The organism is Amycolatopsis samaneae, assembly GCF_039541975.1.
GTDB lineage: Bacteria > Actinomycetota > Actinomycetes > Mycobacteriales > Pseudonocardiaceae > Amycolatopsis > Amycolatopsis samaneae.
Genome location: NZ_BAABHG010000020.1, coordinates 132511 through 153686, shown reverse-complemented (window position 1 = coordinate 153686; position 21176 = coordinate 132511). Strand labels below are relative to the sequence as shown.

The 21176-nt window shown below is 69.5% G+C and carries 21 protein-coding genes; 12 read left to right on the top strand and 9 right to left on the bottom strand.

Going from position 1 to position 21176, the window contains the following annotated elements; translation table 11 throughout:
- Positions 1-16 precede the first annotated feature (16 nt).
- The gene (locus tag ABD987_RS39180; protein ID WP_345406733.1) at positions 17-274 is read left to right on the top strand and encodes a glutaredoxin family protein; all 258 of its coding nucleotides are present in this window, start codon (positions 17-19) and stop codon (positions 272-274) included.
- 160 nt (positions 275-434) lie between these two features.
- On the opposite strand, the gene ABD987_RS39175 is transcribed toward ABD987_RS39180, so the two are convergent.
- From ABD987_RS39175 to ABD987_RS39165, 3 genes are all read right to left on the bottom strand, one after another.
- Positions 435-1727, bottom strand: coding sequence for an MFS transporter (locus ABD987_RS39175; protein WP_345406730.1), 1293 nt, complete (start codon positions 1725-1727; stop codon positions 435-437).
- A gap of 619 nt (positions 1728-2346) precedes the next feature.
- Entirely contained in the window at positions 2347-3021 is a 675-nt protein-coding gene (locus ABD987_RS39170) for a Crp/Fnr family transcriptional regulator (RefSeq protein WP_003081747.1), read from the bottom strand.
- Positions 3022-3179: 158 nt separating this feature from the next.
- Positions 3180-3431, bottom strand: coding sequence for a hypothetical protein (locus ABD987_RS39165; RefSeq protein WP_013230551.1), 252 nt, complete (start codon positions 3429-3431; stop codon positions 3180-3182).
- A gap of 257 nt (positions 3432-3688) precedes the next feature.
- Here ABD987_RS39165 and nth point away from each other — a divergent pair, with 257 nt between their 5' ends.
- The 6 genes from nth (at position 3689) to ABD987_RS39135 (ending at position 8069) form a co-directional block, all read left to right on the top strand.
- The gene (gene nth / locus ABD987_RS39160; protein ID WP_345406713.1) at positions 3689-4372 is read left to right on the top strand and encodes an endonuclease III; all 684 of its coding nucleotides are present in this window, start codon (positions 3689-3691) and stop codon (positions 4370-4372) included.
- Positions 4369-4977 carry a TlpA family protein disulfide reductase gene (locus ABD987_RS39155; RefSeq protein WP_345406710.1) on the top strand — a complete coding sequence of 203 codons (609 nt, stop codon included), beginning with the start codon at positions 4369-4371 and terminating at the stop codon, positions 4975-4977. The genes nth and ABD987_RS39155 overlap by 4 nt, the downstream gene beginning before the upstream one ends.
- Positions 4974-5690, top strand: coding sequence for an NUDIX hydrolase (locus ABD987_RS39150; RefSeq protein WP_345406707.1), 717 nt, complete (start codon positions 4974-4976; stop codon positions 5688-5690). The genes ABD987_RS39155 and ABD987_RS39150 overlap by 4 nt, the downstream gene beginning before the upstream one ends.
- A gap of 3 nt (positions 5691-5693) precedes the next feature.
- A complete protein-coding gene (locus tag ABD987_RS39145; protein ID WP_345406704.1) occupies positions 5694-6875 on the top strand; it encodes a MarP family serine protease in 1182 nt (393 codons plus the stop codon).
- A gap of 53 nt (positions 6876-6928) precedes the next feature.
- Complete coding sequence (locus ABD987_RS39140) at positions 6929-7450, top strand: GNAT family N-acetyltransferase (RefSeq protein ID WP_345406701.1); 522 nt, start codon at positions 6929-6931, stop codon at positions 7448-7450.
- 121 nt (positions 7451-7571) lie between these two features.
- On the top strand, positions 7572-8069 hold the full coding sequence (locus tag ABD987_RS39135; protein ID WP_345406698.1) for an NUDIX domain-containing protein: 498 nt from the start codon (positions 7572-7574) through the stop codon (positions 8067-8069).
- Here ABD987_RS39135 and ABD987_RS39130 read toward each other — a convergent pair.
- From ABD987_RS39130 to nhaA, 3 genes are read right to left on the bottom strand one after another with little or no spacing between them, the layout of a single operon-like run.
- The gene (locus ABD987_RS39130) at positions 8051-9010 is read right to left on the bottom strand and encodes an alpha/beta fold hydrolase (RefSeq protein ID WP_345406695.1); all 960 of its coding nucleotides are present in this window, start codon (positions 9008-9010) and stop codon (positions 8051-8053) included. The two genes, ABD987_RS39135 and ABD987_RS39130, sit on opposite strands and share 19 nt — an antisense overlap.
- A 26-nt stretch (positions 9011-9036) precedes the next feature.
- Positions 9037-9546 (bottom strand): phage holin family protein, encoded by a 510-nt coding sequence (locus ABD987_RS39125; RefSeq protein WP_345406692.1) that lies wholly within the window; start codon positions 9544-9546, stop codon positions 9037-9039.
- 14 nt (positions 9547-9560) lie between these two features.
- Entirely contained in the window at positions 9561-10802 is a 1242-nt protein-coding gene (gene nhaA, locus ABD987_RS39120) for a Na+/H+ antiporter NhaA (RefSeq protein ID WP_345406689.1), read from the bottom strand.
- 296 nt (positions 10803-11098) lie between these two features.
- Here nhaA and ABD987_RS39115 point away from each other — a divergent pair, with 296 nt between their 5' ends.
- The 4 genes from ABD987_RS39115 (at position 11099) to ABD987_RS39100 (ending at position 16791) form a co-directional block, all read left to right on the top strand.
- Positions 11099-12556, top strand: a complete 1458-nt coding sequence (locus ABD987_RS39115) for a peptide MFS transporter (RefSeq protein ID WP_345406686.1) — start codon at positions 11099-11101, stop codon at positions 12554-12556.
- A gap of 135 nt (positions 12557-12691) precedes the next feature.
- Positions 12692-13807: a radical SAM protein gene (locus tag ABD987_RS39110; RefSeq protein ID WP_345406683.1), complete on the top strand. Its 1116-nt coding sequence runs from the start codon at positions 12692-12694 to the stop codon at positions 13805-13807.
- A 264-nt stretch (positions 13808-14071) separates the two neighbouring features.
- Positions 14072-15328: an MFS transporter gene (locus ABD987_RS39105; protein WP_345406680.1), complete on the top strand. Its 1257-nt coding sequence runs from the start codon at positions 14072-14074 to the stop codon at positions 15326-15328.
- The gene (locus tag ABD987_RS39100; RefSeq protein WP_345406677.1) at positions 15325-16791 is read left to right on the top strand and encodes a M28 family peptidase; all 1467 of its coding nucleotides are present in this window, start codon (positions 15325-15327) and stop codon (positions 16789-16791) included. Before ABD987_RS39105 ends, ABD987_RS39100 begins: the two co-directional genes overlap by 4 nt.
- Before the next feature lie 18 nt (positions 16792-16809).
- Here ABD987_RS39100 and ABD987_RS39095 read toward each other — a convergent pair whose 3' ends face one another.
- The 3 genes from ABD987_RS39095 to acs form a co-directional block, all read right to left on the bottom strand.
- Positions 16810-17541: a VIT1/CCC1 transporter family protein gene (locus ABD987_RS39095; protein WP_345406674.1), complete on the bottom strand. Its 732-nt coding sequence runs from the start codon at positions 17539-17541 to the stop codon at positions 16810-16812.
- A gap of 269 nt (positions 17542-17810) precedes the next feature.
- Positions 17811-18320 carry a DUF6319 family protein gene (locus ABD987_RS39090; protein ID WP_345406671.1) on the bottom strand — a complete coding sequence of 170 codons (510 nt, stop codon included), beginning with the start codon at positions 18318-18320 and terminating at the stop codon, positions 17811-17813.
- Between the two features lie 154 nt (positions 18321-18474).
- Positions 18475-20445, bottom strand: a complete 1971-nt coding sequence (gene acs, locus ABD987_RS39085) for an acetate--CoA ligase (protein WP_345406668.1) — start codon at positions 20443-20445, stop codon at positions 18475-18477.
- Between the two features lie 228 nt (positions 20446-20673).
- Between acs and ABD987_RS39080 the strand changes: the two genes are divergently transcribed.
- A complete protein-coding gene (locus ABD987_RS39080) occupies positions 20674-21171 on the top strand; it encodes a phosphoribosyltransferase (RefSeq protein ID WP_345406665.1) in 498 nt (165 codons plus the stop codon).
- Positions 21172-21176: the final 5 nt, after the last annotated feature.

Sequence of the window (21176 nt, the reverse complement as noted above, 5' to 3'; positions counted from 1 at the left end):
GGAGCGAGGCGATCGCATGAGTGAGGTCGAGGTCGAGTACTACTGGCGGCCGGGTTGCCCCTTTTGCATGGCGCTGAGCGGGCCCCTGGAGTCCAGTGACCTGAACATCCGGGAGTTCAACATCTGGGAGGACCCGGACGCGGCCGCCAGGGTGCGCGCGGTGGCGAACGGGAACGAGGTCGTGCCCACCGTGATCATCGGCTCGACCGCGCTGGTCAACCCGAGCTTCGCCGAGATCAAGACCGCGGTCCGCCGCGCCGAATCCGCCGCCTGAGCTTTCCCGCGCCCCAATGTGGCGTTCGGTGCGTCCAACGCACCGAACGCCACATTCGCTGCGTCCAACGCACCCAATGCCACATTGGGGCGCTCGTCCCCCGGATATCAGTGCCGGAGGGAGCAAGGGACCTTTGCTCTCGTTTCGGCGCCGGGCGCGGTCAGCGGGCGGCACCGACAAGTTCGGTGGTCTCGATCTTCGCCGAACGCGCGCTCGGCGGGCGGACCGTGCCACGCAGTAGCCACAGCAGCGCCGCGATCGCGACACCGGCGATCGCCGCCGCCACGAACGCCGCCCATGTGCCGACGTGCTCGACCAGGGAACCGCTGATCGACTGGCCCGCCGCGAGTCCCAGTGTGACCGAGGTGAGCACCCAGCCGAACGCCTCGGCCGCGGTGCCCTGGGGCGCGACGAGTTCGATCGTCGCGGAGTGGGTGGTCGACTGCGGGGTGATCAGCGCGCCGGCGAGCAGCATCGCCACCGCCAGTCCCCACAGCGAGGAGGGCAGCGCGAGCAACGCGACCAGTGCGCCGAACCCGCCGAGCAGCACCGGCAGCCGCAGGCCCAGCTGTCGCGGCCACGGCCGGAGGCTGTAGACGACGCCGAACGCGACCGAACTCAGCGACCAGGCCGACAGCAGCACACCGCCGATCGAGGCGTGCCCCGCCTCGGTCGCCGCCGCGGGCACCGCCACCTCGACGAAGCCGATCACCGCGCCGAAACCCAGCGCGGCCAGCGCGAGGGTGCGCATCCCCGGGCTCTCCAGCGCGCCAAGCAGCCGCCCGGCCGGGCTCGCCGACGCGCCCCAGGCCCGCACGGTCGGGGTCAGTGCGAACGCCGTCGCGCCGACGATCATGGCGACCGTCCCGGTCACGATGCCCGTGCCCGGCCACGGCGCGGCGATCAGCAGCCCGGCGAAACCGGGGCCGAGGATGAAGAAGACCTCCATGCTGATGGCCTCGTACGAGAACGCGGCGTTGCGGGCGCCGCCGGGCGGCAGCAGCCGGGTCCACAGCGCTCGCGACGCCGAGCCCACGGTCGGCTGGGTGAGGCCGCTCGTAGCGCCCAGCGCGATCAGGGTCGCGATCGGCGCGTGCGCCTCGATGGCGATGACCAGCCCGGTGACGGCGATCGCGAACAGCAGCGTCGTCAGCAGCAGCGGCCGGGTCGGGCCGAAGCGGTCGATGAGCCTGCCCTGGCCCACCGCGCCCAGCGAGACACCCACGAGCAGGCTGGCCGACACGATTCCCGCGTCCGCGAACGAACCGGTCTCGCGCTGGACGTAGAGCATGGCGGAGATGCCGATCATCGCGATCGGCAGTCGCGCGAGCACGGACGCCGCGGCGGCGGCGCGGGAGCCGGGCGTGGTCAGCGCGGTGCGGTAGTCGGCGAGGGAGGTGTGGGCTTCTTTGTGGGAGGGCGCTGCCTCGGGAGCGGGCACAGACTGGGACACGAGTACCAGTATGACCCAAACTGGTACGCGGGTACCAGTTGTTTGACGGTCACCTTGGTCACTGCCAAGCTTGAGGCAGGAACCCTCGGGCGCCTCGATCAGGTCTCGATCCGGTAACGCTATGTGGATTTTCCGTGAACCCGCGCAACGAAACCGGTGGGTCGGCGTCCTTGAGAGTGAATGGCCTTGAATTCGTGGGTATGGGCCAGCGATGGTTGTACAACACAAAATCACCCAGCTCCCTCCGGCATATGGGTCGGGGCCTGATCCGGAGGGCGGGGAGCGCGAATCGTCGGGGGATGGTCCGCGCAAGCAAAGAGCCGGTGCGCCACGTCGGGGGTGGCGCCCGGCTCTTTGTTGTTTCGCCACGTCCGTCGGGCCGCGGCCCGGCCAGTTTGGCGGCCTTCACCCCTGCGGGGTAGCCCTGACGTGGTGAACAGGTGACCAACGTGGGCTGAACGGAGTAGTAGACGCCTTGCTCGAACAAGGCGACCACGGCCCGGGGGTCCAGGGGGCGGAGCCCGCCTGGCGGGGGTTTGGGGGTTCGACCCCCAAGGGACACGACGAAGAGAGCCCTGTTTGCGCTTTCCGCAAACAGGGCTCTCCCACGAACGCCGTCTCAGCGGGCGCGGCGGGCGAGGCGCTCCGGGTCCAGGATCAGGACGCTCTTGCCTTCCAGACGCAGCCAGCCGCGGTGCGCGAAGTCGGCGAGGGCCTTGTTGACGGTCTCGCGCGAGGCGCCGACGTACTGGGCGATCTCCTCCTGCGTCAGGTCGTGGGTGACCCGCAGCAGACCGGCCTCCTGGCTGCCGAAGCGCTGCGCCAGCTGCAGCAGCGCCCGCGCCACGCGGCCGGGGACGTCGGTGAAGATCAGCTCGGCGACCATGTTGTTGGTCCGGCGCAGCCGACGCGCGACCACGCGCAGCAGCTGTTCGGCGATCTCCGGCCGGGTCGAGATCCACTGGCGCAGCGCCGGGCGGTCCATCGTCACCGCGCGCACCTCGGTCACCGTCGTCGCGCTGGAGGTACGCGGGCCGGGGTCGAAAATGGACAGTTCGCCGAACATGTCCGAGGGGCCGAAGATCCCGAGCAGGTTCTCGCGCCCGTCCGGCGACTTGCGGCCGATCTTCACCTTGCCGGACTGGATGATGTACAGCTTGTCGCCGGGCTCACCCTCGTTGAAGATGACGTGGCCACGGGGGAACTCCACGGATTCCAGGGTCTGGGCCAGTGCCTCCGCGGCCGCCGGCTCCACCCCCTGGAAAATGCCCGCACGGGCCAGGGTTTCGTCCACCTCGGGTGCCTCCTCATCGAGAACGACCCGCTTCCCGGCGGCCGGGAAACGTGTCGCCAATCACTTTCGCGTCAGTCTAGGGCGTGCTCGCGAGATCGCCTCTCGGGCGCGCCGCGTGGCGCGCGGCAGCCGGAAACGATCTCGCTCGACACAGGAGCCTAACTCCGCACGCGTCGCGCGCGTAGCCTGGCCGCCCTCCCGCCGAGCCGCCGCAGCCGGAACAGCTCCAGCGCGCGGCCGATCCCGTGCCCGTACAGGGCCCTGACCTCGTTGGGCTGCGCCTGCTCGAGGAACTCCTCGACTTCGTTTTCCTGCACCGCGACGTGCTTGAGCCTGCTCTCCACGCGCTCCATGAACAGCGCGAAGAACATGATCACCAGGGGGACCAGGATGACGAACCAGACGGTCATGACAGACGTCCACTACGCTCGGTGATCAGATGTGACTCGCTGGCAAAGCTAGGCATTGACTCCAGATCCTCGCTCATGGCGGCCTGAACTGCGCCGAGGTGGGTGTTCTGGCGTGTCGGCCGTCCACCGGTTGGGTGCTCCATCGGCTCGTCCGACGACGCCCGTAGGCTATCGGGGTGCCACCTGCCGCCACTAACGCACCCCGCAAGGGAGACGCCAGCGAGAGCCGGCTCGCCTTGGTGAGACGCGCACGGCGTATGAAGCGTTGCCTCGACGAGGTGTATCCGGACGCGCACTGCGAGCTGGACTTCACCACGCCGCTGGAACTGCTGGTCGCCGTCGTGCTTTCCGCACAGACCACCGATGTCCGGGTGAACCTGGTCACCCCCGCGCTGTTCAAGCGCTACCGCACCGCGGCCGACTACGCCGGTGCCGATCGCGCCGAGCTGGAGGAGTACCTCCGCTCGACCGGTTTCTACCGCGCCAAGGCGAACTCCGTGATGGGGCTGGGCGCGGCACTGGTGGAACGGTTCGACGGCGAAGTGCCCGGCAAGCTCAAGGACCTCGTCACGCTGCCCGGGGTCGGCCGCAAGACCGCGAACGTGGTGCTGGGCAACGCCTTCGACGTCCCGGGCATCACCGTCGACACCCACTTCGGCAGGCTCGTCCGCCGCTGGGGCTGGACCACCGAGGAGGACCCGGTCAAGGTCGAGCACGCGGTCGGCGAGCTGATCCCCCGCAAGGAGTGGACGATGCTCTCGCACCGGGTGATCTTCCACGGTCGCCGCGTCTGCCACGCCCGCAAACCGGCGTGCGGCGCCTGCCCGCTGGCCAAGGACTGCCCCTCGTACGGCACCGGGCCCACGGGCTTCGAAGAGGCCGCCAAACTCGTCAAGGGTGCGGAACGCGAGCACATCCTGGCGCTCGCGGCGTCCCGGTGACGAAGGTCACCAGGTGGGCGCTCGTGGTGGCGGTGCTGGCCGTCGCGTTGCTGGTCGCCTTCCTGCCCAGGGGTGGTGACCCGGCGCGGACGCCGCCCTCACCGGGGCTCGCCGACGCTCGCGCGAAGGCCGCGCTCACGCCGTGTCCGAGTCCCCCGGGTGGCGAAGTCGAGGCGCTGCGCGGAGTTTCGGCCGACTGCCTCGGGGACGGCGCCAAGGTCGACCTCGGGCAAGCGCTTTCCGGCGGTCCGGTGCTGGTCAACGTCTGGGCGTCGTGGTGCCAGCCGTGCCGGACCGAGCTGCCGGTGCTCCAGGACTACGCGCGTCAGCCCGGTGCGGCGAAGGTGCTCGGCGTCCAGGTCGCGAGTCCCGCCGAGGACGGCCTCGGACTGCTCGCCGAACTCGGCGTCCACCTGCCGTCGGTCTACGACGGGCCGGGGCGGACCGGGCCGGTCCGCGAGGCGCTCAAGACGCCCCCGTCACTGCCCGCGTCGTATCTGGTGACCGCGAGTGGTCAGGTCCGGTTCATCGCGAACCCACGCACGTTCCGGGACACTGACGAGGTGCGCGCAGCCATCGAAGCCACCACCGCAGGGGCCCCATGATCGGCCCGCTCGTGGTGCCCGAGTCGGTCCCCGAATGGCTTCGCCCCCTGGTCAAGGTGAGCGGCGAGGTCGACTCGCGGACGTTCACCCGGTTCAGCCCGCCCGACGACCGCTACACCCGGTCGGCGGCCGTGCTGATCCTGTTCGGGGAACGGGCCGAGGGCCCGGACGTGCTCCTGCTGCGCCGGGCCGACACGCTGGGTTCGCACGCGGGCCAGGTCGCCTTTCCCGGCGGTGGCGCCGAAGAGAGCGACGGCGGCCCGGTCGGGACGGCCCTGCGCGAGGCGGAGGAGGAGACCGGCGTCGTGCCGTCCGGGGTCCGTCCCATCGCGGTGCTTCCCGAGCTGTACGTCCCGGTGTCGCGCTTCGCCGTGACGCCGGTGCTCGCGCACTGGGAAACACCTTCGCCGGTCCACGCGGTCGATCCCGGGGAGACGGCGTCGGTGGCCAGGGTCGCGCTGGCCGATCTCGCCGATCCGGCGAACCGGTTCATGGTGCGCAAACCGGGCGCTTCCTGGAAGGGACCGGCGTTCGAGGTCGACGGATTGTTCGTCTGGGGATTCACCGCCGGCCTGCTGTCCGTGCTGCTCGGCCTCGGTGGCTGGGAGCGGGAGTGGGATCCCGGCGACGTCCGGGACCTTGACGTAGCGTTGGCCGAATACCGGGCGCGCGTCGCCGCGGGGAACGGTCGAGGCGGGACGGGCGAGGAGTAAGCCGTGAACTGGGTCGATGTGCTGGTGCTCGTGCTGGCACTGCTGGCGGGGGTCTCCGGCGCGTTCCAAGGCGTGATCATCGCGGTGCCCTCGCTGATCGGCGTGGTGCTCGGCGCGATCGCCGGGCTCAAGCTCGCCCCGGTCGTCGTCGGCCTCTTCGACAATCCGGTCGCGAAGGTGGCCTTCGCGTTCGCCACGGTGGTTTTCCTGATCGCGCTGGGCGAAGGGCTCGGGGTGTGGGTCGGCCGGAAGATCCGGCAGAAGGTCAACCCGGAGCGGATGTCAGGAGTGGACAAGACGCTCGGCGCCATCGTGCAGGCCGCCGTGGTGTTCGTGGTCGCCTGGCTGATCGCGACCCCGCTGACGAGCGTGCCGATCCCGGGACTGGCCAAGGCCATCAACGGTTCCGCGGTGCTCGGCCGGGTCAACGACGCCATCCCGGACGCCGCGCAGGGGCTCCCGAGCGAGCTGCGCAAGCTGCTCGACGCGTCCGGCTTCCCCGCCGCGATGGAGCCGTTCCAGAAGGCGCCCGCCGCCGACACCGGCCCGCCCGACACGGCGTTGCAGGCCAGCCGCGTCGTGACGGACGTGCACGGCAGCGTCGTGAAGATCCGTGGCAACGCGCCCTCGTGCTCGCGATCGCTGGAGGGCAGCGGGTTCGTGATCTCCCCGCAGCGCGTCATGACCAACGCGCACGTCGTGGCCGGGACCGACCAGGTGGCGATCGAGAGCACGTCGGGCGACTTCCGGGCGCAGGTCGTGTACTTCAACCCGGAGATCGACATCGCGGTGCTGGCGGTGCCGCGGCTGCGGGCGCCCGCGCTGGAGTTCGCGCCGCAGACGGCGAAGGCGGGTGACAACGCGATCGTCCTCGGCTATCCGCTCGACGGGCCGTACAAGGCGACACCGGCGCGGATCCGCGGCCGGATCAACCTGCGCGGACCGGACATCTACCAGGCCAACACCGTGCAGCGGGACGTGTTCACCGTCCGGGCGCCGGTGCGCAGCGGGAACTCCGGCGGCCCGATGATCACCCCCGGCGGCCAGGTCATCGGGGTGGTGTTCGGTGCCGCGGTGGACGACCCGGAAACCGGGTTCACGCTGACCGCGGACCAGGTCAGGGCCGAGGTGGACGCCGCGCCAGGGCAGTCGGTCGGCGTCGGCACCGGCCCCTGCGCCTCCTGACCCCGGGCGGAAATTCGCGTGGCCCGGCGTGCCGCGTTCCCTACGCTGAGCCGATGATCACCAGCACCGGCCTGCGGTTGCGGCCGCTACTGGCCGAGGACGAGACCGCGTTCCGCGCCGCCCACCGGGCGATGCTGTCCGACGGGTTCGAGTTCGGCTGGAAGCTCACGGAAGAGACGCCGTGGGACGCGTACCTCGCGATGCTCGACGACCAGCGGATCGGCCGGAACCTGCCGCCGGGCATCGTCCCGGGGACCTTCCTGGTCGCCGAGGTGGACGGGCGGCTCGTGGGCAGGACGTCGATCCGGCACGTCCTCAACGACTACCTCGAACGCTTCGAGGGGCACATCGGCTACGGCGTGCTCGCGCCGTACCGGCGGCGGGGGTACGCGACGGAGATCCTCCGGCAGAGCCTCGTGATCGCCAGGTCCGTCGGGGTGGGCCGGGTGCTCGTCACCTGCGACGAGGACAACGCCGGGTCGGCCGCGGTCATCGAGGCCAACGGGGGCGGGCTGGAGGACGTGGTGCCGACCGCGCCTGGCAGGCCCGCCAAGCGGCGGTATTGGATCGGCTGAGCGGCTCGGGGGTCCGAATTCGTCGGAACCATCCCGATTCCGTACTGATAACGCACGAAACTGGTACAGCGCGGGAGGGCTCGGCGCGGGCACAATGGGGTCCCCAGCCCGAAGGAGACGCGTGCCCCGTCGCAGTGATGAGCCCCGGCACCGGGAGAAGACCGCCGAGCCCTGCACGGAACAGGTGCGCAAACCCGTGTCCGCCGACGCCCTGATCCGGGACGAGGACGGCAGGCTCCTACTGGTCAAACCGGCGCTGAAGGCGTTCTGGGACCTGCCGGGCGGGGTGGTCGGGCCCGCGGAGTCCCCGCGTGCCGCCGCGCGGGGACGGATCGGCGAGGAACTGGGCCTCGCCGTCGACCCGGGGCGGCTGCTGGTGCTGGAATGGGTCGGCCCGCACGAGAGCTGGGCCGGTCAGCTGATGTTCGTCTTCGACGGCGGCGGGCTGGCCGCCGGGCGGGCCGAGCAGGTGCGCCCGGTCGGCGACAGTGTCGAGGACACCGCGTTCGTCACGCTCGACGAGGCGCGGAACCTGCTGCGCTCGGATGTCATGTCGCTGCTGGAGAAATCGCTGATCGCCCTGCTGACCGGCGGGTGCGACTACTTCGAACTGGCCTGAGGGCCCCGCGACTTGAGGAAGTCCACGAGCGCGTCGGTGGTGCGCTCGGGCGCTTCGAGGTGCGGGAAGTGCCCGACGTCCGGCCAGATCCGTGGCTGGCTGTGCGGCCCGGCCCAGCGCGCCGAGGCACGCGCGGTGTCCGGGAGGACGCAGGTGTCGGCCTCGCCGTGCAGTTGCAGCACGGGCGCGCTGACCCGCGAGCCGACGGCGTCGGTGAACCGCCTGCCCTCACCGCGGAACTGCGCGCGGAAGGCCCAGCGGTAGTACTCCAGCGCGCTGTGCGCGACACCCGGCACGAGCATCGCCTGCCGGAACTTCCTCGCGCTGGCGCGGAAGTCCGCCGTTTCGCGCCAGGCGGGGCCCGACCACGCGCGGAACAGGTCTTCGACGGCGACGGCGTTGTCCTCGACGAGCCGGCGTTCCGGTGCCATCGGGACCTGGAAGCGGAAGAGGTGCCCCAGCGCGCGGGTCTGACTCCCGCGGCGCAGCACCGCGAGGCGGCGCACCGCCGAGCGCAGCGCGAGCGGGTGCGCGGCGCCGATCGCCGTCACCGAGGACACCAGCCGGGGGTGCAGCGCGGCCACCGTCCAGGCGAGCATGCCGCCCCAGGCGTGCCCGGCGAGATGGGCCCTGCGGGCGCCCAGCGCCTTGATCAGGCCGCCGACGTCCCCGGCCAGTGTCCAGGCGTCGTAGCCGCGTGGCGGCTTGTCGGAGTCGCCGTATCCGCGCAGGTCGACCGCCACCGCGCGGAACCCGGCGTCGGCGAGCGCGGTCAGCTGGTGGTGCCAGGTCCACCAGAACTCGGCGAACCCGTGCAGCAGCACCACGAGCGGGCCCTCGCCGAGCTCGGCGACGTGCAGCAGGATGCCGTTCGCGGAGACGTCACGATGGACCCACGGTCCGTCGAGCCGGACGATCGAAGGATCGGGCGTCGCCTGCACCGTGTCGTCTTCGGGGACGGGGGTGCTCAGGGCCGGGGCGCGGTCGGCAGGTCGTCCGCGGTCTCGGGCTCCTGGCTCGGCTTGAACGCCGCCGCCGTGTCCTTGACGCTGGTGATCGTCCGCTCGGGTCCCTTGATCTGCTTCACCTTGCGGTAGCCGAGGAACCCGGCGACGCCGGCGGCGGCCAGCATGAGCAGGAACACGATGCCGTACGCGGCCCAGCGTTTCAGCCACTCGGAGAGCAGCTCACCGAGGAAGAAAAAGAAGAAGAACGAGCTGTACAGCGCGACGGTCAGCGCGACGAGGAAGAAGACGGCGCCCTTGAGGCCCTTCTTCGCTTCGCGGGCGATCTCCGACTTCGCCAGCTCGACCTCGGCCCTGACCAGGGTCGAAAGGTGCTGGGTGGCATCGCCGACGAGCTTGCCGATGGACTGTTCGCCGTCGACCTCGTCCGCGTTGGACAGGGGGAGGTAGGGCACGGCCCCCACGCCGTCGGGGCCGGTGCGTTCGTGTTTGGGGCTGCTCACGGTGGTCATCGTGCCACGTGCCACTAGGCAGGGCGCGATGGACCAGCGGGAGTGTCGTCATCGGACTCCGCCCCGGCGTGCGCGCGGTTGCGGCGCAGGAGCAGTGCGGCGGCCGAGAGCGACGCGATCGCGGACGCGATCAGCACCGCCGCCTTGGCGAGTTCGCTCGTCTCCTCGGGCAGCGCGAGTTCGGCGATCAGCAGGCTCACGGTGAATCCGACGCCGCCGAGCAGCGACAACGCGCCGAGATCGCGCCAGCCCATGCCCCGCGGTTTCTCCGCGAGCCCGGTCCGGACGGCGATCGCGCTCGCGCCGAGGATGCCGACGACCTTCCCGACCAGCAGCCCGGCCAGCACCGCCAGCGGCAGTGCCGTGGTGAACACCGCGCTCAGCGCGTCGGCGTTGACCGTGATCCCCGCCGCGAACAGCGCGAACACCGGGACGGCGACGGCCGCCGACCACGGCTGGAGGCGGTGTTCGAGCCGCAGCGCGGGGGCCTCCGCCTCGCCCTCGTCCGGGCGGACGCGGGTGAGCAGGCCGAGCGCGACCCCGGCGATGGTCGCGTGGATCCCGGTCGTGTGCACGGCCACCCAGACGATCACCGCCAGCGGCACGTACAGCCACGCCGTGCGGACCCGCTTGTGCTGCAACCACGCGTACAGCGCGAGTGCGGCGACGGCGACGCCGGCGGCGGCGAGGTCGAAGCCGGTGGTGAACAGGACGGCGATGACGATGATCGCGCCGAGGTCGTCGACCACCGCGAGCGAGAGCAGGAAGACCCGCGCGGAGCTGGGCAGGTTCGACGCGGTGAGCGCGAGCACACCCAGCGCGAACGCGATGTCGGTGGCGACCGGGATCGCCCATGCCTTGTCCATCCCCGGGCTGCCCCAGCCGACGCCGAGCGCGATCAGTGCGGGCACGACCATGCCGCCGATCGCGGCCACCACGGGCAGCACCGCCTGCTTGAACCGCGACAGCTCGCCGATGACGAGTTCGCGTTTGAGTTCGAGCCCGGCGACGAAGAAGAACAGCGCGAGCAGGCCGTCCTTCGCCCAGTCGCCGATGCTCAGGCTGAGGTGGAGGAACTCCGGGCCGATCTCGAAGTCGCGGAGCGCGTGGTAGCTGTCCTTGAGCGGCGAGTTCGCCCAGAGCAGGGCGATCGCGGTGGCCACGAGCAGGATGATCCCGCCGGTGGTCTCGGTGCGCAGGTAGCGGGCGAACTCACTCACGGCCTGCGCCGGGCGGCGCAGTCGGGAAGCGGCCACGGGTGTCCTCCGGGTCTTTCGGCAACGGCTCGAACTGTTGCCGACCAGACTTCCCGGCGCACCTTGACGAGATTTTAACGCTCGGAAGGGTGGGTGACAGTGCGTTCATGACCGTCACCACATCGGGAATTCGCAGGTCTCCGGGGGTGTTGCGGCCCCGCGCCGCGCGTCCGGACCGGGGGCCGATGGTCCGGACGGGCGTCTCCGGGAGCGGCATTCTTAGGTCGGTGGTGACCTCACGTGATCGGCTTCTACCATGCCAATTGACAACGATGTCTAGGACAAGGACGAGAGTGGTGAGTACCTCTACCGAGGTCCAGCAGGACACCAGGTTCTTCGGGCACCCACGAGGGCTCGCGAACCTGTTCGGCGTGGAGATGTGGGAACGCTTCTCCTTCTACGGCATGCAATCGATCCTCGCGATCTACCTGTATCACGAGACCACCAAGGGCGGCCTCGGTATCCCGCAGGAGACCGCACTGGGCATCGTCGGCGCGTACGGCGGCATGGTCTACCTGTCGGCGGTCATCGGCGCCTGGGTGGCCGACCGGCTGCTCGGCCCCGAACGCACCCTGTTCTACAGCGCGATCCTGGTCATGCTCGGCCACATCGCGCTGGCGCTGCTGCCCGGGTTCGCGGGCATCGGCGTCGGCCTGGTCCTGGTCGCGATCGGCAGCGGCGGGCTGAAATCCAACGCGACGGCCATCGTCGGCACGCTCTACGCCGAGGGCGACGAGCGGCGTGACGGCGGGTTCACGCTGTTCTACATGGGCATCAACCTCGGTGCCTTCGTCGGCCAGATGCTGACCGGGCTGGCGCAGAAGGAACTGGGCTTCCACTACGGCTTCGGGCTCGCCGCCATCGGGATGGCGCTGGGGCTGATCCAGTACTCGATCGGCCGCAAGAACCTCGGCGGCAAGGCCAGGGAGGTGCCCAACCCGCTGGCCGCGTCGCGGCGGATGCAGATGCTCGCGGTCGCGATCGTCGGTGTCGTCCTGATCGTCGTGCTCGTGCTGACCGGCGTCATCCGGGCGGACAACCTCGCCGACATCGCGGTCGGCGTCGTGATCGTCGCTTCGGTGATCTACTTCGGGGTCATCCTCCGCAGCAGCAAGATCACCTCCGACGAGCGCAGCAGGGTGTACTCGTTCATCCCGATGTTCATCGCCAGCGCCGCGTTCTTCGCGCTGTACCAGCAGCAGTTCACCGTCGTGGCGACCTACAGCGACAAGCGGCTCGACCGGGACCTGTTCGGCTGGGAGATGCCGGTTTCGTGGGTCAACTCGGTCGTCCCGGTGTTCGTCATCGTGTTCGCGCCCGTCTTCGCCGCGGTCTGGACGAAGCTCTCCTCGCGGCAGCCCTCCTCGCCGATGAAGTTCGTCTGGGGCACGGTGCTGATGGGCATCGCGTTCCTGCTGTTCCTGCCGATGGTCGGGACCGGGGCGAACGGCAGCCCGCTGCTCGCGCTGATCGGCATTCTCTTCGTCTTCACCATGGGCGAGCTTTTCCTTTCCCCGGTGGGACTTTCGCTGTCGACCAAGCTCGCGCCCGACGCGTTCCGCACGCAGATGGTGGCGTTGAACTTCCTGTCGATCTCGCTCGGGACAGCGTTGTCCGGGAAGCTCGCGAAGTACTACGACTCGAACGACGAGGTGCCGTACTTCAGCATCATCGGCGGCACGGCGATCGTCATCGGTGTGCTGCTGTTCTTCGGTACGCCGTTCATCCGCAGGCTGATGAAGGGCGTGCACTAGTACGACCGCATCGCCCCGGTGCCGCGTCGCGGTGCCGGGGCGTTTTGCTGTCCGAATCGGCGGGCGGGTTTCGGTCTCCGTCGAATTATCGGCCGAACGGACCGGCGATACCTGCCCGTCTGTCTGCCTGAAAGTATGTTGCAGGTTGGCAAGTGGCACCGATACCGTGAATCGTATTACGGGGAATCAAACCAGGTAATGCCCGGGAGGGATTGCATGGAGGTTCTTTCCAGTCCTACGAATGTTATCTGGGACGTTACCTACGCGTGCCCGTTGCGGTGTATTCACTGCTACTCCGAATCGGGTAGAAGGCCCACTCGGCAATTGCGGCACGAGGAGCAGGTCAAGGTAGCGGACGCGATTATCGAAATGCGACCGCAGATGGTGGCAATCGCCGGTGGGGAACCGCTTTCCGTCAAAGGGATTTTCGAGGTCGCGGAGCGGATGTCGCGGTCCGGGATTCACGTGATGTGTTATACCGGCGGCTGGCCACTCCGGCGGTCGATGGTGGACGATCTGGTGCGGAGCTGCGATTCCGTCAAGGTGAGCCTGGACGGTGCGACCGCCGGAGTGCACGATCGCGTTCGTGGCCGGAACGGCTCGTTCGAACGGGCGTTGGCGGCACTGGGCCTCCTTGACGAGGCCGCGCGCGACGCCGGCGGCGCGGGGTTCGCCTTCGGCATCGACACCGTCGTCGTCCGAAGCAACTTTCACCAGCTGGAAGACATCTGTACCACCATCGCGCCGCGCTTTCCCGCACTCGGCTCGCTCGATTTCGGGGCGGTGGTACCGGCCGGGCTGGCCAGCCGCCGCGGGTTCGAGGAACGTGAGCTCCTGAGCGAGGAGCAGGTCCGGCTGATGGGCGGGGCCGCGCTGGAGAGACGTCTGCGCTCGCTCGCGCCGCCGTCCGTGCGGGTCACCTGCACCGACAACCTCGTCCTGCAGATGAATCCCCGGCAGTTCGCGCGGGGCTGTGATTTCGCGGCCCTGCAGATCGAACCGGACGGCGAGGTCAGGGCGATGCCGGTGTACGAGGGTACGGTGGGCAGCCTGCTGGAAGAACCCTGGCACGTGTTGTGGCGGCGCGCGACGCAACGCTGGACCGATCCATTCGTCGTGGAGGCTCTTTCCTCGGTTCGCACCATGGCGGAATGGGCCGACGCCACCCGGCGGATCGATTACCATTTCGGGTCGGACTCGGTCCGTGCTCGTATCGATCGGCGGCCGGATTTTCTCGGGGTTACCGGCTGATTCGTCGAAAGTCTGTCCCGGATCTCGAATCCGGGTCTCGTTTCGGGGTTTCGCCTGTGAAAGCCTGTGGAGGAGGCTGCGGAAGCCGTATTCGCGGTGTCCCGCTCTCGTCGACGATGGGGGGAGGTGAACGACCATGGCTTACCCGCCGCCCAGCAAGGTCAACCAGTGACCGGTCTACCTGTGAGCTGACAGCTGGACGCGTTGCTCCCGTCCTCGTAGGCGGGAGCAACGCCACTGGCCGGGACAACGCCGGGGAAGCGCATGCGGGCGTACGGAGTGCTGTTCACCTTCCGCGGGGTGCCGCGGTTGGTCGTGGCGTTGACGGTCACCCGGCTCGCGGCGCCGGTACTCAACCTCAGCCTGTTGCTGGCGGTCGTGGCGGTTCAGGGCTCCTACCTGGCCGGCGGGCTGGCGTTGACCGGGTTCGCGGTCGCGCTCGCGCTGTTCGTGCCGGTGTCGGCGAGACTCGTGGACCGGCTGGGCCCACGGCCCGTGCTGGTGAGCACGCTGCTGCTGCACTTTGGTGCCTACGCGCTGACATTGATCGCGATGTCGCACCACGCGCCCGCGAGCGTCCTCATCGGGGGTGCCGTCGCGCTGGGGGCGAGTAACCCGCCTGCCTCCCCCGTCATCCGATCGACCTGGCCGGTCGTCCTGCCCGCCCGGCACACCAGGGCCGCCTTCGCGCTCGACGCCGTGCTCAACGAGGTCATGGTCGTCATGGGCGCGCTGGTCGTCTCGGCGTTGGTGGCGGCCACTTCGCCCGTGATCACCGTGGCCATGGCGGGCGTCGGCACCTGCGCCGGGATCCTGATCCTGCTTTCCATGCCGGATCGGGTGCGCGAGGACGCCCCGGCTCCCCGCCGGCGGCTTCTGGGACCACTCGGGTCACGGGAGGTTCGCGTGCTGCTCGGGATCACCGCCTGCGACATGCTCGCCTTCGGCTGCGTCCTCGTCGGTGTCACCGCCGTGGCCACGACCGGCGGCGTGCCGGAGCTGTCCGGTGTGCTGCTCGGCGCCTACTCGTTCGGCGTCGTGGTCAGCGCGCTGGGTTTCGGGACGCGGCAGCGGGATCCACGTCCCCGGCGTCAGCTCGCCACGTTGCACGCGGCTTCCGCGGTCCTGCTCGTCGTGACCGGTCTGGTGCCGGGATTCCTCCTGAACGCGGCTCTCCTGGTCGTGGTGGGACTCGTCGCCGGTCCTCGTGACGCGCTGCATCAGGTGGTGCTCGGCGACGTGGCCGCTCCCGAACATCGAGCCGAGGCGTTCGCCTGGATGAGCACGTTCATGTGGCTCGGCAACGGCATCGGCACCGCTCTCGCGGGACGGCTGCTCGCCGAGGCCGGCGGTGCGCACCGGACGACCTTCCTGGCGGCCGCCGCCGCGGCCGTCGCCGCCGCGGGGCTTTCGCTGTTCCTCGGCCCGGTCCTGCGGGCCGCTGGTGCGCTTCCGCCCGGACGAGCACCGATCCGCCCGGTCGGCGGTACACCCCGATCGAACTGGAGGAAGCACCGATGATCGGCATCAACCGTTCCACCCGCCCATGGTGGAGGTTCGTTTCCGCGCTGGCGGCCTGCGTCTGCCTGCTCGCCGTCAGCGCGGCACCGGTTTCCACGGCCGGCCAGTACGACCGGCGATGGCTCGCCGAAATCCTGGGCAGGGAGGTGAACGGAACCAACGCGTGGACCCATTTGCAGGCCATCTCGGCGGCGACGGCGGCCAACGGGGGCAACCGGGTCTCCGGGTCCGCGGGCTACGACGCGTCGGCCGGCTACCTGACCAGAACGCTCAGCGAGGCGGGCTACCAGGTGCGGCGGCAGGAGTTCACCTTTCCCGACTACGAGACGGTGGCGGAGACCGCGGCGGTCACGGCGCCGGTGAACCGGCCACTGCACGCACTGCTCGCGTACTTTTCCGTGTCCACTCCGGACCAAGGGCTGGCGCGTCCGGCGGTGCTGCCCAAGGGACAGGCGACCGGGTGCACCGCGGCCGACTACGCGGGCGCCGACGTCGCTGGCAAGATCGTTCTGGTCGACATCGGTGCCTGCACCACGGCGGCGAAGCAGCTGACAGCGGCCGCTGCCGGTGCCGCGGCGATGCTGATGAACGTCAACTATCCCCGCGAAACCATGAACATCCGGTACCGGATCAACCCGCCGGGGGACGCTCGCATCCCGACCGCCACGCTGCCCCGGGGCGAGGCCGAGCAGCTGAAGGCGGACATCGCCCGAGGGCCGGTCAGCGTCCGGCTGGACCTGCGAAGCCGGGCCGTCACCACCAGGGCCTACAACCTGATCGCCGACACCCGGTCGGGAAGTGCGAACGACACCGTCGTGCTGGGTGCGCATCTCGACAGCGTGGACATCACGCCAGGGATGAACGACAACGCGGCGGCCGCGGCGATGGAGCTGGAGATCGCGCTACGCCTCGCACCGTATGCCGGTCACCTCAAGAACCGGGTCCGGTTCGCCTGGTGGGCGGCCGAGGAGAAGGGGCTCGTCGGCTCGCGGCACTACGTCGACCAGCTGACACCGCCACAGCGCGACGGGACCGCGTTGTACCTCAACCTCGAAATGATCGCGTCGCCGAACTTCGCCCGTCTGGTCTACAATGGACGAACGCCGAACGGCCCCGCGCCAAGGGGATCGGAGCGGATCACCAAGGTCATCACCGACTACTTCGCCGCGCGGAACCTGCCGACGGCCGGACGTGACCTGGATGACCGATCGGACCACGCGCCGTTCGTCGCCGCCGGCATCCCCTCGGGCGGGGTCAACGCCGGAGCCGAGACCTTGAAACCGCCGGAGTGGGTGCGGCTGTTCGGTGGTACCGCGGGCGAAATGCTTGATTCCTGCTACCACCAGCCGTGCGACACCCTGGACAACGTGAACAAGACGATCTTCGACCAGTTCGGCCGGTCGGTCGGCTGGGCGACGGGCCGCTTCGCCATCGATGTCTCCGACGTCAGGGGCAACCCCTAGGCGCCGCCGGGCGTTCGGCTAGCCGACGGTGGTGCCGAAGAGGACCCCGACGAAGTACGTCACCAGCATGGTGAGCGCGCCGACGCCGACGTTGCGCAGGATCGCCCGTTTCACATCGGCGTCACCGAGCCGCGCGCTGATCCAGCCGGTCAGCACGAGGCCGAGGACGACCGCGGCGGCACACGCGCCGACACGCAGGGAAACATTGGTCCACGCGATGGCCAGCAGCGGCAGCAGCGCGCCGACGGTGAACGCGATCAGCGACGCCCACGCCGCCTGCCACGGGCTCGTCAGGTTGCCAGGGTCGATCCCGAGTTCGGCCTCCGCGTGCGCCTGCAGGGCGTCCTTTTCGGACAGTTCGCGGGCGACCCGCGCGGCGAGTTCCGGGGAGAGGCCCTTCCGCTCGTAGATCTGCGCGAGCTCGGCTTCCTCGGCCTCCGGCATGGTTTTCAGCTCGTGTTTCTCGAGCCGCAACATCGCCTTCTCGGTATCGCGCTGGGTGCTCACCGAGACGTATTCACCACCGGCCATCGAAAACGCGCCGGCCACCAGCCCGGCGATTCCGGCGGTGAGGATCGCTATCCGGTCCGTGGTCGCGCCCGCGACGCCGACCACGATGCCCGCCACCGACACGATCCCGTCGTTGGCGCCGAGAACCCCGGCGCGCAGCCAGTTCAGCTTGCCGCCGACGTCGTCGTGGTGTGGTTCGTCCGAGTGCGAGGAGGCCTCGTCATTCAGCGTGTCGGTCACCGCTTCAGTGAAACACGAAAACCGGGATCCGGCTAATGAGGGTTGCTTTTCCGAAATTCGGTGAAGACAGGCAATCCTTACGCAGGATCGCCTTACCTGAACGGGTTTCGGCTCGCCCGTCCTGGCGCGTCCAGAATGGATTCAAGTCCCTCAATGTGGCATTCACGGACCTTGGCGCCGGGTGGACGGCAGAACGCCCGGCGCCGCGTGATGCGACTCCGGGCGTTCTGGTGACTGGCCGCCTCGGCGGCCGGTGCTTCTCCTGTGGGTCAGCCGTCCAGCTCGGCCAGCGCCTGCTTGGCGCGCTCCAGCTCGGCCTCGAGCTGGGCGACCTTGGCGGCCTGCGCCTCGCGGGCGGCGTTGATGACCTCGTCGATCGGACCGGACAGGTCCTGGTGCAGCTCCTTGGCCGCGCGGGACACGGCGGCGGCGGGGATCTCGAGGCCCTTGGCCACCCACTTGCTGCCGTTCTTCAGCTCGGCCTGCCACTCGCCGTCGGCGGTGCCGGTGACGGTCAGGATCAGCTCGACCGTGCGGGTCTTCTTGGCCGTGGTCGGCGTCTTCGGACGGCCGCGTTTCGGCTTCGGCTCCTCGGCGGGCTTCTCGTCCGCGCTCTCCGGCGCCTCGGCGCTGTCGGCCTTCTCGTCCGCGGAAGCGGAAGCGGTGGCCTCGGCGGTGTCGGTCTCGGTCTTCGAGGTGTCGGCGGGCTGTGACGCCGGAGCCGTCGCAGCGTCGGCCGTCGTCGGTTCCGTTTCGTGCGTCATGACATCCACGGTCATCGTTGGTGTCGTCTCCTTGCCCGGAAATGGGGTGGGTACAGCGGCACATCTTAGAACAGGCGTTCGACGGCCGCCATTCGGGGTGGTCAAACGCCGTGGGGGCCTCCCTGAGGGACTCCAGGTCCCTCAGGGAGGCCCCCACGGAGCGTCGGAGTCAGTCCTCGGACTTGCCGGACTGAAGGCCGGCGGAGATGAGGTCCATCACCGCGGAGTCGGCCAGCGTGGTGACGTCGCCGACCTGCCGGTTCTCCGCGACGTCGCGGAGCAGGCGGCGCATGATCTTGCCCGAACGCGTCTTCGGCAGCTCCGGGACGACCAGGATCTGCCGCGGCTTCGCGATCGGCCCGATCTCCTTCGCGACGTGGTTGCGCAGCTCCTGGACCGCGGCGTCGCCACCGTCGCTCGCGTTGCCGCGCAGGATCACGAACGCCACGATGCCCTGGCCGGTCGTCGGGTCGGTCGCGCCGACCACGGCGGCCTCGGCGACCGTCGGGTGCGAGACCAGCGCCGACTCGACCTCGGTGGTCGAGATCCGGTGCCCGGACACGTTCATCACGTCGTCGACGCGGCCCAGCAGCCAGATGTCGCCGTCGGCGTCGTACTTCGCGCCGTCACCGGCGAAGTAGTAGCCCTGCTCGGCGAAGCGCGACCAGTAGGTGTCCTTGTAGCGCGCCTCGTCGCCCCAGATGCCGCGCAGCATGCCCGGCCACGGCTTGTCGAGCACCAGGTAGCCACCGCCGCCGTGCGGGACCTCGACGCCCTGGTCGTCGACGACCTTCGCCGAGATGCCCGGCAGCGCGCGCTGCGCCGAACCCGGCTTCGTCGAGGTGACGCCCGGCAGCGGTGAGATCATGATCGCCCCGGTTTCGGTTTGCCACCAGGTGTCCACGATCGGCGCGCGGCCGGCGCCGATGTTCTCCCGGTACCAGATCCAGGCCTCGGGGTTGATCGGCTCGCCGACGCTGCCGAGCACCCGCAGCGAGGAGAGGTCGTACTTCTCCGGGATCTCCGCGCCCCACTTCATGAACGTGCGGATCAGCGTCGGGGCGGTGTAGTAGATGGAGACCTTGTACTTCTGGACGATCTCCCAGTGCCTGCCCTCGTGCGGCGTGTTCGGGGTGCCCTCGTAGACGACCTGCGTCGTGCGGTTGGCCAGCGGCCCGTACACGATGTAGCTGTGCCCGGTGACCCAGCCGATGTCGGCGGTGCACCAGTAGACGTCCTCGCCCGCCTTGTGGTCGAAGACGTTGTGGTGGGTGTAGGCGGCCTGGGTGAGGTAGCCGCCGGAGGTGTGCAGGATGCCCTTCGGGTTCCCGGTGGTGCCCGAGGTGTACAGGATGAACAGCGGGTGCTCGGAGTCGAACGCCTCGGGGGTGTGCTCGGCGGACTGGGCCTCGACCAGGTCGTGCCACCAGACGTCGCGGCCCTCGGTCATCGGCACCTCGTCACCGGTGCGGCGGATGACGACGACCTTCTCGACCGACTCCGCGCCGTCGAGCGCTTCGTCCACGTTGGTCTTCATCGCCACGGCCTTGCCGCGGCGGTACTGCCCGTCCGAGGTGATGACGACCTTCGCGGCCGCGTCGTCGACCCGCGAACGCAGCGCCGTCGGGGAGAAGCCGCCGAACACGACGCTGTGCAGCGCGCCGATCCGCGCGCAGGCGAGCATCGCGAAGATGGCCTCGGGGATCATCGGCAGCTGGATCGCGACGCGGTCGTTCGCGCCGACGCCGAGGGAGAGCAGGGCGTTGGCGGCCTTCGAGACCTCGTCCTTCAGGTTCGCGTACGTGATGTCGCGGGTGTCGCCCGGCTCGCCGACCCAGTGGATCGCGACCTGGTCGCTGTGCCCGTCGGCGACGTGCCGGTCGACGCAGTTGTAGGCGACGTTGAGCTTGCCACCGACGAACCACTTCGCGAAGGGCGCGTTGCTCCAATCGAGGACCCGCGTCCACCTGGTGTCCCAATGCAGCCGGTCTGCCTGCTTCGCCCAGAACTGCTCGCGATCGGCGTCGCTTTCGGCGTACAACTCGGCTTTCGCGTTGGCCTGCGCGGCGAAATCCTGGCTGGGCGGAAAGGTGCGGCTTTCGGTGAGCAGGTTGTCCAGGGCTGGGGACTGCTCGGTCATGGTGCAAGGCCTCCTGTTGTGCGAACCCGCGGCTCACGGCACGCTAGCGACGTTAGTCCCTCATGTAAAAGGTTGCGGCGTGGTTGCACCACTGCTGGGGTAGCCGGGCAATACCAGTCGATCTTCAGGTCCGGTAATGGGCTGCCGAAAGCCCTGATTCCAGAGCGTGTCGAAAGGCCACTTCGGCGTTGCTTATGCTCGCGTGAACGATGCGGAAGGGCAGGGGCGATGGCCGAAGAGCGGGAAGAGCTCACCTGGGAGTTGTTCGGTTCGGCCAGCAGGGAGCTGGCGCAGACGATCGCCGACGACGGGTTCGAGCCGGATCTGATCCTGTCCATCGCGCGGGGCGGGCTGTTCGTGGCGGGCGCGCTCGGCTACGCGCTCGACGTGAAGAACCTGCACGTCATGAACGTCGAGTTCTACACCGGCGTCGACCAGCGGCTCGACCTGCCCGTGATGCTGCCGCCGGTGCCCAACGTCGTGGACCTGACGCAGAAGAAGGTGCTGGTCGCCGACGACGTGGCCGACACCGGCGCGACCTTGAAGCTCGTCCGCGACTTCTGCGCCGACCACGTCGCCGAGGTGCGGTGCGCGGTGATCTACGAGAAGCCGCGGTCCGAGGTCAAGTGCGAGTACGTCTGGCGGCACACCGACCGCTGGATCAACTTCCCGTGGTCGGTGCAGGCACCGGTCGTGCGGCGGGCCGGGCAGGTGCTGGACGCATGAGCGAC